Here is a 14,836-nt window from a genome sequence, read left to right on the forward strand (position 1 = left end):
GGCGCCGCTCGACCAGGAGAAACCGCGCGGCCGCAGCACGCTCGCCTCGCGCGTCGGACTGCCGGCCGCGGTCCTCGGCCTCCTCCTCTTCACGCTCTTCCCCGTCTACTGGATGATCTCCACGGCGCTCGACCCGAAGGCCGCCCTGCGCGGCTCGGACGTGCTGCCGAGCGGCATCAGCTTCGAGCACTTCGAGTTCGTCTTCGACAAGGGCAACTTCGGTACGTACCTGCTGAACTCGGCGCTCGTCGGCCTCGCCACGATCGTCGCGGCCGCGCTGCTCTCGCTCTTCGCGGCCATCGCGGTGGCCCGGTTCAAGTTCCGCTTCCGCACCTCCGTACTGATCATGATCCTGATCGTGCAGATGGTGCCGCTCGAAGCCCTGGTCATCCCGCTCTTCATCCAGATGCGGGACTACGACCTGCTCAACTCGCTGCTCGGGCTGAGCATCGTCTACATCGCCCTCTCGCTCCCGTTCGCGATCTGGACGCTGCGCGGCTTCGTCGCCACCGTCCCCAAGGAGGTCGAGGAGGCCGCCTACATCGACGGGGCGTCCTGGCCGCGGATGTTCTGGTCGGTCCTTCTGCCGCTGGTCGCGCCGGGGCTCGTGGCGACCTCGATCTTCGCCTTCATCACGGCCTGGAACGAGTTCGTCTTCGCGTACACCTTCATGAAGGGCAGCGACAAGTACACGGCGGCCGTGGGCATTTACCAGTTCTTCGGTGAGAACTCCACGGCCTGGGGCCCGGTCATGGCCAGCTCCACGCTGGTCACGGTGCCGGTGATGATCTTCTTCGTGATCGTGCACCGGAAGCTGGGCTCGGGCCTGGCGGCGGGCGCGGTCAAGGGCTGAGCCGCCCGGCGGGTGTGCGGGGTCACGGCACCTTGTACGTCTCCCCGTACACCTGCCACGTCAGCGGCGTATCGAGGGCCAGGTTGCCGTCGTCGAGGAACTTCCGCTGCGCCGTGTCCACGCGCGAGGTGTCGCGGTGGGCCGGTTCGGCCTTCATCGCCGTGCGGCGGACGTCCAGGAAGGCGTCGAGGTACGCCTTCTCGCCGCCGCCCAGGGACGGCGGGTCCGCCCGCTTCATGGCCGCCTCGCGCAGGCCGTGGAAGGAGCGGGGGCCGGTGCCGGGGCCGTGCATGACCATCGCGTCGTAGTAGATGAACTGGCCGAGCGAGCCGAGGCCGTCGCGCTCGGCCCTGCGCACCGCCGGGTCGAAGTAGCCGCGGTCGCGTGCCCGGTCCTGGGCCGCGCGGAACGCGGGCTCGGCCGCCTCCGCCTTCCAGGCCTCGGGGAAGCCGGGGTCCAGGCCGTCGTGCGAGTCGCTGCCGTCGACCTCGCGCAGGGCGGGCAGGTAGCGGGCCAGGCCGTTGTCGGGGTGGTCCTTCGTGTAGTGCTCGACGAGGGTCAGCAGGTCGTGCGTGCCGGTGCAGAAGCCGATGAGGCCCGCGGTGTAGCCGCGGCCGTCGTCGATGTCCTCGACGTAGCCGTACTGGCCGCGCCAGTCCAGCGTCGAGTTCTCCGCGCTCGACACCAGCTGCTGCGCGAGTTCCTTCTTCGCGGGCGCGGTGAGGCCCGGATCGCGCCCGCCGTTCCCGGCGTCGCTCCGGTCCGGGGCGCCGCCCGCGAGGCAGGCGGCCGTGGCGACGAGCGGGACCACGGCGAGCAGGAGGAGGCCGGCGCGTTTCATCCGGCCAAGATTACGTGGGCATGACCTGCGGGTCGTCCGGCGGTTCCCGCCCGGCGGCTTCCGTGCCCCACCCTCCGACGCCCTACTCTATTGACTAAAAGTCAATTCAGCGCCAGTCTCTGGTCCCGGACCCGGCCGTGCGGCCGGCCGAGGGAGGCGACGTGGACACCGAGACCCGGCAGCGACGCGAGCGACTCGCCGCGGAGCTGCGCGACCAACCACCGGAATCCTTCGGGCAGTTGACGCCCGACCAGCTCGCGGTGCTGGCGGACGCGCTGGAGCGGCAGCGCGAGAGCCGCGCCGCGGGACTCAACGAGGCCGCCGAGGAGGCGCTGAAGCTCGTCCCCGCGCTGGCCCGCGGCCCCGTCCGCCGGATTCTCTTCCGATAGCCCAGTGGAGCGAGGAGTCAGCATGGACAAGCTGCGCGGCAGGGCCGAGACCCGCAAGATCGCCCACCTGCTCGACGTCGAACCGGACGCGCTCGCCTTCCTCCAGGGGCTGCCCGTCGAGGACGTACGACGCTTCCGCACCCAGAGCGTCGCGGCGCTCTTCGACCGGGCGCCCGACATGCTCGACCGGATCGCGTCCGCGACCAAGCTCGTGCCCGCCGGGGTGGCCGCCGCCATCTCCCAGAAGGCCCTCGGCCCGCGCCTGGCCGCCGCCGTCGCCGGCCGGCTCGAACCCGCGCGGGCCGCCGACATCATCGAGAAGCTGCCGGTGTCCTTCACGGCCGAGTCGTGCGCCCACCTCGACCCGCGCAGGATCAAGGGCATCGTCGACCGCCTCGACGAGGACCTGGTCGTCCGCATCGCCGTAGCGCTCGCCGAACGCGGCGACCACCTCACGATGGGCCGCTTCGTCGGCCACCTGCCCGACGCCGCGCTGCGCCGCATCCTGCCGCAGGTCGACGACGCCGCCGTCCTGAAGACGGGCTTCGCGATCGACGTGCCCGAACGGCTCGGTCACCTCATCGAGCTGATGGGCGCCGAACGGCTCGCTGCCGTCATCGGCTCCGCGGCCGCCGACGGCCTGTGGCCCGAGGCGCTCGCCGTCGCCGGCCTGGTGACGGGGGAGCAGCGCGGCCGCATCGCCTCGCTCACCGCGGGCCAGCCGCAGCAGCGCCTCGACTCCCTGGTCACGACGGTGGCGGAACAGGACCTGTGGGAGTCCCTGCTGCCCCTGGTCGCGCTCCTCGGCGAGGACGAGCGGCGCACCGTCGCCGAACTGCCCTCGCTGCGGGAGGCGGAGGTGCTCGGAGGCGTCGTGCGCGCGGTCGTGGCCACCGGGCTGTGGGCGGAGTTCCTGCCGCTCGTGGAGGCGCTGCCCGCCACGTCACGCAAGGCCGTCGCCGACACCGCGGGGGCGCTGCCCGAGCCCGACCTGGACGCCCTCGCCAGGGAGGTCGGCAAGCAGGACCTCTGGGAGCTGGTCATGCCGCTCGTCGAGCTCATGGACGACGCGGCGAAGACCCGGATCTTCGCCCTGCCCGCCTTCCAGGACCAGGCCGGAGGGTAGCCCGCACGGCGTACGAAGAAACGATGCGGCGACGGCGTACGGGTGACAGGGCGCATCCGCGGGCCGCGGGCCGGGAAAGGGCGCAGCCGGACCCGTCGACTCCCGGACGGGTCCGGCCACCCCCTTCCGCCGGACACCCCCACGTCCGGCGCCGGACGGAAACGGACCCCATGCGTCTGCGCCACTCCCTCGCCGCCGCCCTCGGCGCGCTCACCCTCGTCGTCGCCCTGCCGACCTCCGCGGGCGCCGCCACCGGCGCCTTCTCCTACAAGTTCGTCGGCCTCGACGGCTCACCCCGGTCGGCCACGCTCCACGACCCGGAGAGCCCCGGCTGCGCCACGCTCCCCGAGGTCGCGGACCCGGATGCCTCGGAGCCCGCGTTCGCCCCGCACAACGACACCGACACCTGGGTGATGGTGTTCACCGAGCCGGACTGCACCGGCGACTCCTGGACGCTGCGCCCGCACGGACACCCGGCCACGGACCGCCTCAAGCTCCGCTCGGTGCACTTCACCGATCGCCACTGACCGGTCGTCACTGACCGGCCGTCACCCCGTCGTCGAGCCGCCGTCCACGGTGAACTCCGCCCCCGTGACGTACGACGACGCGTCCGACACCAGGAACAGCACCAGGGAACCGACCTCCTCCGGGCGGCCCATCCTGCCGAGCGGCAGGTGGGAGAAGTCGCGCCCGGCGGAGGCCGCGGAGATCATCGGGGTGTCGATCACCCCCGGGTGGACGGAGTTGACCCGCACCCGGTACGCCGCCAGGTCCAGCGCCGCGGACCGGGTCAGGCCCCGCAGCCCGAACTTCGTGGACCCGTACGCCGCGTGCCCGGGGATGCCGACCAGGCCCGCCGTCGACGACACGTTCACCACCGAACCGCCGCCCGCCTCCTTGAGCGCGGGCAGCACCGCCTGGATGCCCAGGAAGGGCCCCAGGAGGTTGACCCGGACCAGGGCCTCGAAGTTCTCGTACGTCTCGTCCTCCACGGACGCCGTGCGCCACAGCGCGGCATTGTTCACCAGTGCGTCGAGGCGCCCGAAGGCGTCGAGGGCGCCCGCCACGGCCGCCGCCCAGCTCGCCGCGTCGGTCACGTCGTGCCGTACGAAGAGCCCTTGGTCCCCCAGGGACCCGGCGACCGCACGGCCCTCCTCCTCGCGCACGTCCGTCACCACGACCCGCGCCCCCGCCTCGGCGAAGAGCCGCGCCTCCGCCGCCCCCTGACCGCGGCCCGCGCCGGTGATCAGGACGGTCCTGCCGTCCAGTCCGCTCTCCCGGGGGTTCATGCCGCGCCTCCAGTACGCCTCGGCCGTCCGCACCCCGCCATGTGACGGAGCGTCATATGGCTGGAGCGCATATGTCTAGCAGTCATATGCGCAATGGGGAAGGGCGGGCGCGACGCGTACCCTCGACCGCGGATCGACGCCATCGTGGCCGGCCTCGGGCACATGGGGAAGACCAGCTACCACCTGGCGATGGACGCCGTCATCGACCACTACGTGGACAGCGGTTCCACCGCGCCCGCCCTCGTGATCTTCCAGACCGACGGCGGCCCCATCAACAAGCCGGCCGCCGAGCGTTACCTCTGCAAGGCGGCGAAGCTGCCCCTGTTCTGGCAGTTCATCGGCTTCGGCGACCCGGCGAGCAAGCAGTTCGACTACCTCCGGCGGCTCGACGACCTCGCCGTCCCCGCCGAGCGCCCGGTCGACAACGCGGGCTTCTTCCACGCCGGGAACGACCCCCTGGCGGTGCCGGACGACGTGCTCTACGACCGGCTGGTGGGGGAGTTCCCGGCGTGGCTCGCGGCAGCGCGGGCGGGCGGCATCGTGGCCTAGGGGCTGCCGCCCGGGCCGCGCCCCGCCGGCCGACCAGGCGCTCGCGCGGCTTCAGTCGACGAGGCGCTCGCGCAGCTTCAGGATCGTGCCCGCGTCGAGCCCGAGCCCCTTGGTCAGATAGCCCTGCAGGCCCCCGTACCGCTTCGCCGCCTCGTCGAGCGCCGTGTCGAGGTAGTCGGTGCGCACCTCCTGCAGCGGGATGATCAGATCCGGGTTCTGCATGAGCCCGCCCTGCTTGAGCGCCTCGCGCAGCCGCGCGTCGTAGGCGGCCCGGTAGGTGTTGGACGCCAGGTAGTCACCGACCGCGGTCCCGTCCGGCACACCGGCCAGGCGCAGCAGGAGGTACGTCGTCCAGCCGGTGCGGTCCTTGCCCGAGGTGCAGTGGTAGAGCAGCGGCGAGCGGCTGTCCGCGATGTCGCGCAGGGTGGCCGCGAAGCGCGCGCGGTTGACGGAGTCCGTGACGAAGGTGCGGTAGACGTCGCGCATGAACGCGGCCGCCCTGCCGTTGCCCAGCATCTCCTCCTGCTTGACCGGGTCCTTCGAGCCGATCGCGGTGAGGAGCTGGGTGAACAGGCCGTTGTCGGTGATCGGCCGGGAGACCGGGGAGGCCCCGGCGGGCAGCCGGTCCGCGCCGTCGTACTGCACCTCGGCGGGCACCCGGAAGTCGATGACCTTCTTCAGGCCGAGCCCGGTGAGCGTCCCGAGGTCGGCGTCGGTGAGCTTGCCGAGGGCGTCGGCGCGGAAGACCCGTCCGTAGGCGACGCGCTCGCCGTCGTACGTGCGGTAGCCGCCCACGTCCCGCACGTTGACCGCGCCCTGGAGCGGAATGTGCCGGACGGTGTCGGCCGCGGGGCGGGCGGCCCGGTGGGCGGGGGCGTGCGACGCGTGCCGGGGCGCGGTGGGCGCGGCGGTCTCCGCGGGGGCGGCCCAGGCGGGCAGGGTCCCCAGGGCGAGCGCGGAGATCACGAGTCCGGTCGCGGTACGGGTACGGGAGATGCGCATCGGTCCGCCTTCCCATCGGCAGGGGTGCTCGGCCCAACCAAGCGATTGTTTGGTCGGAGGGCGAAGGTAGCGAGGGGCCGGTGAGCGAGGAAGGGGCGTGCGCGAAAGGCTGACGAAAAGTCAAAACTGTAGAGCGGCGTCCCGGCGCCGCGCGGGGCCGGGGGGAGGGCCGGGGCGGGGCCCGGGCAAGGGGGTCTGCCGGGCCGGGAACAAGGGGTCGCGCGAGCGTGTTAGGGTTATGTGTTGCAGTTTTGGTACCCATGAACTTTATGTGCGCCTGACGGGAATGCTCCGAGGGCGCAAAATTGTTTTTCCGGTTCTCTCCGGTATGGGGGTCATTGCAGCGCTGGAGATTCACAATTCGGTGATTCTCCATTCACTGCCCCTGTTGAGGAGATTGACATGGCAACCGGCACCGTTAAGTGGTTCAACTCGGAAAAGGGCTTCGGCTTCATCGAGCAGGACGGCGGCGGCCCCGACGTCTTCGCCCACTACTCGAACATCGCGTCCTCGGGCTTCCGTGAGCTCCTCGAGGGCCAGAAGGTCTCCTTCGAGGTCACCCAGGGCCAGAAGGGCCTGCAGGCCGAGAACATCGTTCCTGCCTGATCGCCGCAGCGCGCGAACCTCACAGCCGAGGCCCGCACCGGAAGGTGCGGGCCTCGGCTTGCGCTGTCATCGGGCCCGACCGGGCCCAGAGCCGCACCGGCTCAGAGGTCCGGAAGTCCAGCGACCAGGAAGGCACTACTGCATGAACCGCTCCGAACGTCCGGCGCGCCCCGCCCGCAAGCGTCCCGCCGACGCGGCAGGAAAGGGCCGGCCCTACGGCCAGGCGAAGGGCTCCGCGCATTCTTCGCATTCCGCGAAGAAGCCCGGGAGCCGCAAGCCGAAGCCGGTCCAGGGCGGTGAATTCGCGCTGCCCGAGAGCATCACGCCGGCGCTGCCGTCCGTCGAGGCCTTCGCTGATCTGGACATGCCCGAGGCCCTCCTGAAGACGCTGGCCGCCCAGGGCGTCACCGAGCCCTTCCCGATCCAGGCCGCCACCCTCCCGAACTCGCTCGCGGGCCGTGACATCCTCGGCCGCGGGCGCACCGGCTCCGGCAAGACGCTGGCCTTCGGCCTCGCGCTCCTGGCCCGCACCGCCGGGCACCGCGCCGAGTCGAAGTCCCCGCTCGCCATGGTCCTGGTCCCCACGCGCGAGCTGGCCCAGCAGGTGACGGACGCCCTCACGCCGTACGCGACGTCGGTGAACCTCCGAATGGCCACGGTCGTCGGCGGCATGTCGATCACCCGGCAGTCCGGGACGCTGCGCCGCGGCGCCGAGGTCCTGGTCGCCACCCCCGGCCGCCTCAAGGACCTGATCGAGCGCGGCGACTGCGATCTGTCGCAGGTGCGCACGACGGTTCTCGACGAGGCCGACCAGATGGCCGACATGGGCTTCATGCCGCAGGTCACGGCGCTGCTCAAGCAGGTGGCGCAGGGTGGCCAGACGATGCTGTTCTCGGCGACCCTCGACAAGAACATCGACCGTCTCGTACGGATGTTCCTGACCGATCCCGTCGTGCACTCCGTCGACCCGTCCGCGGGCGCGGTCACGACGATGGAGCACCACGTGCTCTACGTCGCCGACGAGACGGACAAGAAGGCCGTCGCGATGCGGATCGCCGCCCGTGAGGGCCGCGTGATCATGTTCCTGGACACCAAGCGCGCGGTGGACCGCTTCACCAAGCGGCTGCTCGCCAACGGCGTACGCGCCTCCGGACTGCACGGCGGACGCTCGCAGCCGCAGCGCAACCGCACCCTCGACCAGTTCAAGACCGGCCAGGTCACCGCGTTGATCGCGACGAACGTGGCGGCGCGCGGCATCCACGTCGACGACCTCGACCTGGTCGTGAACGTCGACCCGCCCACCGACCACAAGGACTACCTCCACCGGGGCGGGCGCACCGCGCGGGCAGGCGAGTCGGGCAGCGTCGTCACCCTCGTGCTCCCCGACGAGAAGCGCGACATGACGCGGCTGATGTCCGACGCCGAGATCCGTCCGAACACGGCGCGCGTCTCCTCCTCCGACGAGGAGCTGACGCGGATCACCGGGGCGCGCGAGCCCTCCGGTGTGCCGGTGGTCATCGAGGTGCCGCAGCCGCAGCAGCAGCCCGCCGCACGGGGTGGCGCGCAGCGGCGCCGTCGTCCTCGCGGCGCTGGTGGCGCCGCCGCTGGGCAGGGCCAGGGCCAGGGTCAGGGCCAGGGGCAGCGCAGGGTTCCCCGTCAGGGCCAGGGCCAGGGCCAGGGCGGCCAGGGTCAAGGCGGTCAGGGGGGTCAGGCCAGGAGCGGTTCCGCCGGGGCCGGTGGCAGCGGTGGCGGTCGTGCCCGCCGCGGTCGCGCCGGTGGCGGGGCCCAGGGAGGCCGTCGCTCCGCGGCGTGACCCGGCGCTGCTTCCCGCAGTGCCAGTGCCCGTAGCAGTGTCAGTTCCGCCCGCAGCCCCTGCCGAGGCTGCGGGCGGAACAATGTAGTGCCGTACCGGCTGAAGTGCCGTACCACCCGTAGTGCCGTGCCACCGCACCACCCGGCCCGAAGGAGCCCGCCCGATGTCACCGGAGCGCGAACCCGTCGCCCTGCCCCTGCTCGACGACGACCGCGCGGCCCTGCGGGCCGACTGCGGCAGCTGCTTCGGGCTGTGCTGTGTGGCCCTCACCTTCTCCAAGTCCTCGGACTTCGCCGTGAACAAGGACGCGGGCACGCCCTGCACCAACCTGCGGGAGGACTTCCGGTGCGGCATCCATCGCGACCTCCGGGACAAGGGGTACCGGGGCTGCACCGTGTACGACTGCTTCGGGGCGGGGCAGCACGTCTCGCAGAACACCTTCGAGGGGCGTGACTGGCGTCGGGATCCGGCCACCGCGCGCCAGATGTTCGAGGCCTTCCCGGTCATGCGGCAGCTCCACGAGCTGCTCTGGTACGTGACCGAGGCGCTCGCCGTGCCGCAGACCCGGCCGATCCACGCCGACCTGAAGCGCGCGCTCGCCGCGACCGAGCGGCTGACCCGGGGCACCCCCGAGGCCGTCGTCGAGACCGACGTGGCCGCCCACCGTCAGGAGGTCAACCAGCTCCTCCTGCGGGCCAGCGAGCTCGTCCGCGCCGAGTACCGCGGCAAGGGCGGCAAGGGCGGCAAGGGCGCCAAGAACGGCAGGGGCGGGAAGGGCGGCAAGAAGAACCGCAGGGGCGCCGACCTCATCGGCGCGCGGCTCAGGGGCGCCGACCTCACGGGCGCCGACCTGCGCGGTGCCTACCTCATCGGCGCCGACCTGCGCGAGGCGGACCTGCGGGGAGCCGACCTGATCGGCGTGGACTTCCGCGACGCGGACCTGCGCGGCGCCGACCTCACCGGCGCGCTCTTCCTCACCCAGTCGCAGGTGAACGCGGCCAGGGGCGACGACCTCACCCGGCTGTCCGACACCCTCGACCGCCCCGCCCACTGGTCCGGTGCCTGACCCCGACGCCTCCTACGCGTCGCACTCGAGCACCGTCCGGCACAGCGTGCACCGCACCCGCATCCTCCCCCGAGCCGGTACCCGTATCCGCTGGTGGCAGGTCGGGCAGGGAAACGTCACCCGCAGGGTGCCGTTGTCGAGGGAGAAGGAGTAGGCCCCGCCCGCCGCGACCGCGCCGCCGTGGTCCAGTGCGTAGCGCCGGTCCTTCGCGTACCGCCGCCGCCCCGCCCACCCCGCGGCCGTCAGCGGCGGCTGCTGCTCGTCGCGGCGGGCATGGGCGAGCCCCTTCGTGTACGCCGTGTACGCCTGCGCGCTGGTGAACCACGTCTCCGGGGCCTCGCCGAACGCCGACGCCCGCTTGGCCAGGACGTATCCGAACTCCTCCGGCGTGAGGTAGCCGAGCTTCTGCGAGGACGCGCCGTCCTCGCGGTAGGCGTCGAGCAGCAGCCAGCCCGCGCCCAGGTAGGCGGTGGCGGTGTCGGTCAGGATCTCGTTGTCGCGCGTGCCGGGGAACGACAGGTCGAGCCGGTGCAGATAGACGTGCATGACCTCGTGGGCGAGGGCCGCGCCGATGTCCCTGCGGTGGGTGCGGAAGCGGTCGTTGAGCTCGATGAAGTACTCGGGCCCCGCGGCGAGTTCGACGTACGCGGCATGGTCCATCTCGCGGAAGCCGACGATCATCCGGGCGTCGGGGAGGCGCAGGTGCCGCACCATCTCGCGGGCCACCCGCTGCACGCCGAGGTACAGGTCGTCCTGGTCGTGGAAGGCCACGTCGGCGGGGGCGACGCTGGTCTCGAAGGTGTGGACGGTGTCGTACGAGAGGCGTTTGTAGAGCGCGGTGAGGGCGGCGCGCACGGTCTCCAGATGGGGGTAGCCGTGCACGACTGGACCGCCGCCGACCGTCACGTCCGTACCCCCTGACGTCACTCACCGGGCACTGCAACTCCCTTCCACTGTACGGGGGGAGCCGCTCCCGCGACGGTGCCGCGCGACACCCCGTGGCCGGAAACCGCCCCTTGTCCTGAGCGGACACCGATCTCCATAATCCGCAGCAACGCTTTGGCGGGCTCATGCCACCCACGCGCGACCTGTGGGGACGGCCGGGGCCCGCCACGCGTGACCCCCCACGAACCCCCCACGAAGGGAAGCAAGTTGAAGACCAAGCTGCGTGGAGTGAAGAGAGCCGCCACCCTCGGCGCGATCGCTCTGGCCACCATCAGCCTTCAGCCCGTGGCCGCATCCGCGGCACCCCACCCGGGCCCCCGACCGAGTGAGCGCGTCGTCGGCGGAACCCCCGCCGAGCAGGGCGAATTCCCGTTCATGGTCCGTCTGTCGATGGGCTGTGGCGGCGCTCTGTACGCCAAGGACGTCGTCCTGACCGCCGCCCACTGCGTGGACGGCTCCGGCGACAACACCGGCATCACCGCCACCGGTGGCGTCGTGGACCTGGAGAGCTCCGACGCGATCAGCGTGAAGTCCACCAAGGTCCTGCAGGCGCCCGGCTACAACGGCAAGGGCAAGGACTGGGCGCTCATCAAGCTCGCCCAGCCGATCGACCAGCCCACGCTGAAGATAGCCAAGGACACCAAGTACAACGAGGGCGACTTCACCATCGCCGGCTGGGGCGCCGACAAGGAAGGCGGCGACCAGCAGCGCTACCTCCTCAAGGCGACCGTCCCGTTCATCAGCGACGCCGACTGCCAGGCGGCCTACGGCGACGACCTCACCCCCGGCGAGGAGCTCTGCGCGGGCAAGCTCGCCGAGGGCGGCACGGACACCTGCCAGGGCGACTCCGGCGGCCCCATGTTCCGCAAGGACGAGGCCGGCGAGTACGTCCAGGTCGGCATCGTCAGCTGGGGCAACGGCTGCGCGCGGCCGAAGTTCCCCGGCGTCTACACCGAGGTGTCGACCTTCGCGGCCGACATAGAGAAGGCGGCCGCGGAGCTCTGAGGTTCTGAGCCGCACGTCGTACGTTCCGGGCGGGGCGCTCGCGGTCGCGGGCGCCCCGCTCCGGCACGGGGGCACGGGCCCGCGTGAGCGCCACGCGCCGCCACCCGACGGTTAGTCCAACACCTGCCCCTCCTTTGTCCATGGGCGCGTTCGCCACCCCCGGCGCATCGTGAGCGGCACGAATTCCGTCCCACGGAGGGGTGCCCCATGCTGCCGTCAGACACGTCCGGACCGAGCCGCAGAGCCGTGGTCGCGACGGGCGCGATCGCCGGAATGGGCGTCGCCCTCGGCGCGGGCGGCAGCGCGTTCGCCGCGCCCGCTTCCGCTCCCGTTCCCGGCAGCCGCCCGGCGGACGAGGCGGTGCTGCGCTCGGCCGACCTGGAGGTGCGCGTCGCCACCGCCTTCCCCAGCGTCGTCTCGTACACGGACCGGGCGACCGGCGCCGTCCTGCACGGCCGGGCGGACGCCGCCGGTACGGTCCTGATCGACGAGGCCGCGCACACGCCCACGGTCACCGCGAAGGCGGGCGCCGCCCGCATCGCGTACCGGCTCGCCTTCGACGGCGGCACCCGGGTCGACGTCGAGATCGCGGTCGAGGGCCGCCAGGTCCACTGGCGCGTCACGAAGATCGCGGACACCGACGCGCTGCGGGTCGGCACCCTGCGGATCCCCGGCCTCACCCTGCTCTCCGTACGCAGCGACCAGCCCGGGGCCGCCCTCCTCGCCGCCAAGGTGCAGCTGGACAAGGCCAAGAGCGGCGACACCCTCGTCCGCCCCGCCGCCGACAGCCCCGCCGAGCCGCCCACCGGCTGCGCCTACGCCGTCCTGGCACACGACACGCTCGGCGGCGCCATCGAGACGAACACCGTCTACGACAAGCCCACCAGCGCCGCGGGCACCACCTGGGAGAACGGGCGCCTGTGGCGCGAGACGGTGAAGTCGAGCGACTACGTGGAGGCCCGGCTGGCCCCCGGACAGTGGACGCACCGCGCCGCGACCGCGCCCGTGCACGCCACCGAACCCCTGCCGTACGCCACCGTCGTCATCACCGGTGACCGCAACGGCGACGGCAAGGTCGACTGGCAGGACGCCGCGATCGCCTTCCGCGACATCATGGTGACCCCGCTCGGCGCCGACGAGACGCACCTGAGGGTCGTCCCGCACATCCCGTTCAACTTCGCCTCGCAGGCCACCAACCCGTTCCTCGCCACACTCGACAACGTCAAGCGGATCCACCTCGCGACGGACGGCCTGCGCCAGTACACGCTCCTCAAGGGCTACCAGTCCGAGGGCCACGACTCCGCCCACCCCGACTACGCGGACAACTACAACACCCGCGCGGGCGGCCTCGACGACCTCAACACTCTGGTCCACGAGGGCAAGAAGTGGAACAGCGACTTCAGCGTGCACGTCAACGCCACCGAGTCCTACCCCGTCGCCCGCGCCTTCTCCGAGAAGCTCGTCGACAAGAACGACGAACAGTGGGACTGGCTCGACCAGAGCTACCGCATCGACCAGCGCCGGGACCTGGTCTCCGGCGACATCGTCCAACGCTTCGCCGACCTGCGCGCCCAGACCGACCGTGGCCTGAACGCCCTCTACATCGATGTGTTCCGCGAGTCCGGCTGGACCTCCGACCGCCTCCAGCGGGCCTTCCGCGACCAGGGCTGGACCATCACCACGGAGTGGGGCCACGGCTTCGAGCGCTCCGCGATCTGGTCGCACTGGGCCACCGAGACCGACTACGGCGGCGACACCTCGCGCGGCATCAACTCCCGGCTGATCCGCTTCGTCCGCAACCACCAGAAGGACGTCTTCGCCGACAAGTGGCCCACCCTCCTCGGCGTCGCCCGCATGGGCAACTTCGAGGGCTGGGTCGGCAAGACCGACTGGCACGCCTTCTACGACCTCATCTGGACCCACTCGCTGCCCGCCAAGTACCTCCAGGCGTACCCCGTCAAGACGTGGGACGAGCACGAGATCACCTTCTTCGGGAAGCCGGGCACGACCGTCTCGGACGCCTCGGGGAAGCGGCGCATCACCACCGAAGGGCACCTCGTCTACGAAGACGGCCGGTACCTCCTGCCCTGGGAGCCCCGCAAGGCCCACGATCCCGCCAAGCTGTACCACTACAACCCGGCGGGCGGCGCCAGCACCTGGCAGCTCCCGCGCGCGTGGGCACGCCGCTCCCGCGTCGCGCTGTACCGGCTCACCGACCAGGGAAGGGTCTTCGAGTCGTACGTCTCCGCAGCGGGCGGAAAAGTCACCCTCAAGGCCGACCCGAAGCAGCCCTACGTCCTCTACCGCGAGCGCGCCGCGTCCCTGCCCGACCCGAAGTGGGGCCAGGGCACGCCCCTGCACGACCCGGGCTTCCACTCCGGCTCCCTCAAGGGCTGGCAGGTCAGCGGGCCCGCCACCGTGCGGCTCAGCGACCTCGGCGACTACGAGCTGGTCATCGGCGCGGGCGGCGCGGCGGTCGTCGGACAGCGGCTCGCCCGCCTCAAGGCCGGTACGTACGTCGCCTCCGTGCAGGTCGAGGTCGGCGAGAAGCCGGGCGAGCGGCGCCGGGCGGCCCTGGAGGTGCGCACCGCCGACGGCATCACCGCCGCCAACTCCACCGAGACGTCCACGGCCGGCAACTACGTCGCCGCCGACCGCAAGCACGGCACCCGCTTCCAGCGCATGTTCACGTACTTCACCGTCCCCGAGGGCGGCGGCACCGCCGAGCTGACGCTGCGCGCCGAGGCCGGCCACGCGCGCGTGCGCTTCGACAACGTACGGATCGCCGCCACCGGGCGCCCCGCGAAGCGCCCCCGCGCCACCCTCTCCCACGAGGACTTCGAGCACGTCCCGCAGGGCTGGGGCCCCTTCGTGAAGGGCGACGCGGGCGACGTCACCGACCCGCGCACCCACATCGCCCAGCGCCACGCCCCGTTCACCCAGCGCGGCTGGCACGGCAAGGCGATCGACGACGTCGTCGACGGCACCAACTCCCTGAAGTCCCGCGGCGAGAACACCGGCCTCGTGTACCGCACGGTCCCGCACACCGTCCGCTTCGCACCGGGCAAGCGCTACCGCGTCTCCTTCCGCTACGAGAACGAGAAGGCGGGCCAGTACGCCTGGATCACCGCGGTCGACGCACCGGCCCCCCGCGAGACGGACCGCAAGGCCCTGCCGGTCGCCACCGAACCCACCACGCTCACCTACGAGTTCACCGCCCCCGCCGAGGGTGAGGCGTGGGTCGGCCTGCGCAAGACGGGCGACGACGGCAAGGCGGAGTTCGTGCTCGACGCCTTCGAGGTCAGCGAGGTCTGACCTCCTCGAACCCCGGGAGGGCCCGCGGATCACCCGC

General features: G+C 71.9%; 13 protein-coding genes and 1 pseudogene. 10 read left to right on the forward strand and 4 right to left on the reverse strand.

Annotation, left to right across the window (positions count from 1 at the left end):
- The first annotated feature begins 58 nt into the window (after positions 1-58).
- Positions 59-853: a carbohydrate ABC transporter permease gene (locus ACZ69I_RS04695; RefSeq protein WP_470830660.1), complete on the forward strand. Its 795-nt coding sequence runs from the start codon at positions 59-61 to the stop codon at positions 851-853.
- 22 nt (positions 854-875) lie between these two features.
- Here ACZ69I_RS04695 and ACZ69I_RS04700 read toward each other — a convergent pair whose 3' ends face one another.
- A complete protein-coding gene (locus ACZ69I_RS04700; protein WP_470830461.1) occupies positions 876-1,694 on the reverse strand; it encodes a chitosanase in 819 nt (272 codons plus the stop codon).
- Positions 1,695-1,855: 161 nt separating this feature from the next.
- Here ACZ69I_RS04700 and ACZ69I_RS04705 point away from each other — a divergent pair, with 161 nt between their 5' ends.
- The 3 genes from ACZ69I_RS04705 (at position 1,856) to ACZ69I_RS04715 (ending at position 3,736) form a co-directional block, all read left to right on the forward strand.
- Positions 1,856-2,083 carry a hypothetical protein gene (locus ACZ69I_RS04705; protein WP_470830462.1) on the forward strand — a complete coding sequence of 76 codons (228 nt, stop codon included), beginning with the start codon at positions 1,856-1,858 and terminating at the stop codon, positions 2,081-2,083.
- 22 nt (positions 2,084-2,105) lie between these two features.
- Positions 2,106-3,209, forward strand: coding sequence for a hypothetical protein (locus ACZ69I_RS04710; protein WP_470830463.1), 1,104 nt, complete (start codon positions 2,106-2,108; stop codon positions 3,207-3,209).
- Between the two features lie 170 nt (positions 3,210-3,379).
- Positions 3,380-3,736, forward strand: a complete 357-nt coding sequence (locus tag ACZ69I_RS04715; RefSeq protein WP_470830464.1) for a hypothetical protein — start codon at positions 3,380-3,382, stop codon at positions 3,734-3,736.
- Between the two features lie 21 nt (positions 3,737-3,757).
- Here ACZ69I_RS04715 and ACZ69I_RS04720 read toward each other — a convergent pair whose 3' ends face one another.
- Entirely contained in the window at positions 3,758-4,498 is a 741-nt protein-coding gene (locus ACZ69I_RS04720; RefSeq protein ID WP_470830465.1) for an SDR family NAD(P)-dependent oxidoreductase, read from the reverse strand.
- Between the two features lie 129 nt (positions 4,499-4,627).
- Here ACZ69I_RS04720 and ACZ69I_RS04725 point away from each other — a divergent pair.
- Positions 4,628-5,047, forward strand: a pseudogene (locus tag ACZ69I_RS04725) (VWA domain-containing protein); the annotation flags it as partial.
- A 51-nt stretch (positions 5,048-5,098) separates the two neighbouring features.
- Here the strand turns inward: ACZ69I_RS04725 and ACZ69I_RS04730 are convergent.
- Positions 5,099-6,049 carry a tyrosine-protein phosphatase gene (locus ACZ69I_RS04730; RefSeq protein ID WP_470830466.1) on the reverse strand — a complete coding sequence of 317 codons (951 nt, stop codon included), beginning with the start codon at positions 6,047-6,049 and terminating at the stop codon, positions 5,099-5,101.
- A 402-nt stretch (positions 6,050-6,451) separates the two neighbouring features.
- On the opposite strand from ACZ69I_RS04730, the gene ACZ69I_RS04735 reads away from it, so the two are divergent.
- From ACZ69I_RS04735 to ACZ69I_RS04745, 3 genes are all read left to right on the forward strand, one after another.
- Positions 6,452-6,655 (forward strand): cold-shock protein, encoded by a 204-nt coding sequence (locus tag ACZ69I_RS04735; protein WP_030362889.1) that lies wholly within the window; start codon positions 6,452-6,454, stop codon positions 6,653-6,655.
- 142 nt (positions 6,656-6,797) lie between these two features.
- Complete coding sequence (locus tag ACZ69I_RS04740) at positions 6,798-8,468, forward strand: DEAD/DEAH box helicase (RefSeq protein WP_470830467.1); 1,671 nt, start codon at positions 6,798-6,800, stop codon at positions 8,466-8,468.
- 163 nt (positions 8,469-8,631) lie between these two features.
- Complete coding sequence (locus ACZ69I_RS04745) at positions 8,632-9,534, forward strand: pentapeptide repeat-containing protein (protein WP_470830468.1); 903 nt, start codon at positions 8,632-8,634, stop codon at positions 9,532-9,534.
- A 12-nt stretch (positions 9,535-9,546) separates the two neighbouring features.
- On the opposite strand, the gene ACZ69I_RS04750 is transcribed toward ACZ69I_RS04745, so the two are convergent.
- On the reverse strand, positions 9,547-10,440 hold the full coding sequence (locus tag ACZ69I_RS04750; protein WP_467668058.1) for a hypothetical protein: 894 nt from the start codon (positions 10,438-10,440) through the stop codon (positions 9,547-9,549).
- Between the two features lie 246 nt (positions 10,441-10,686).
- Here ACZ69I_RS04750 and ACZ69I_RS04755 point away from each other — a divergent pair, with 246 nt between their 5' ends.
- Together ACZ69I_RS04755 and ACZ69I_RS04760 are read left to right on the forward strand one after the other, a co-directional pair.
- Complete coding sequence (locus tag ACZ69I_RS04755) at positions 10,687-11,484, forward strand: S1 family peptidase (protein WP_470830469.1); 798 nt, start codon at positions 10,687-10,689, stop codon at positions 11,482-11,484.
- A 207-nt stretch (positions 11,485-11,691) separates the two neighbouring features.
- Positions 11,692-14,799, forward strand: coding sequence for an endo-alpha-N-acetylgalactosaminidase family protein (locus ACZ69I_RS04760; RefSeq protein WP_470830470.1), 3,108 nt, complete (start codon positions 11,692-11,694; stop codon positions 14,797-14,799).
- Positions 14,800-14,836: the final 37 nt, after the last annotated feature.

It is taken from the genome of Streptomyces sp. NPDC036815, assembly GCF_055609205.1.

What these genes read in the sequence shown, in the direction of transcription:
- ACZ69I_RS04720 (WP_470830465.1), bottom strand. Translation starts at nt 4,498, where the DNA reads ATGAACCCCCGGGAGAGCGGACTGGACGGCAGGACCGTCCTGATCACC.
- ACZ69I_RS04760 (WP_470830470.1), top strand. Translation starts at nt 11,692, where the DNA reads ATGCTGCCGTCAGACACGTCCGGACCGAGCCGCAGAGCCGTGGTCGCG.
- ACZ69I_RS04700 (WP_470830461.1), bottom strand. Translation starts at nt 1,694, where the DNA reads ATGAAACGCGCCGGCCTCCTCCTGCTCGCCGTGGTCCCGCTCGTCGCC.
- ACZ69I_RS04745 (WP_470830468.1), top strand. Translation starts at nt 8,632, where the DNA reads ATGTCACCGGAGCGCGAACCCGTCGCCCTGCCCCTGCTCGACGACGAC.
- ACZ69I_RS04730 (WP_470830466.1), bottom strand. Translation starts at nt 6,049, where the DNA reads ATGCGCATCTCCCGTACCCGTACCGCGACCGGACTCGTGATCTCCGCG.
- ACZ69I_RS04735 (WP_030362889.1), top strand. Translation starts at nt 6,452, where the DNA reads ATGGCAACCGGCACCGTTAAGTGGTTCAACTCGGAAAAGGGCTTCGGC.
- ACZ69I_RS04715 (WP_470830464.1), top strand. Translation starts at nt 3,380, where the DNA reads ATGCGTCTGCGCCACTCCCTCGCCGCCGCCCTCGGCGCGCTCACCCTC.
- ACZ69I_RS04740 (WP_470830467.1), top strand. Translation starts at nt 6,798, where the DNA reads ATGAACCGCTCCGAACGTCCGGCGCGCCCCGCCCGCAAGCGTCCCGCC.
- ACZ69I_RS04710 (WP_470830463.1), top strand. Translation starts at nt 2,106, where the DNA reads ATGGACAAGCTGCGCGGCAGGGCCGAGACCCGCAAGATCGCCCACCTG.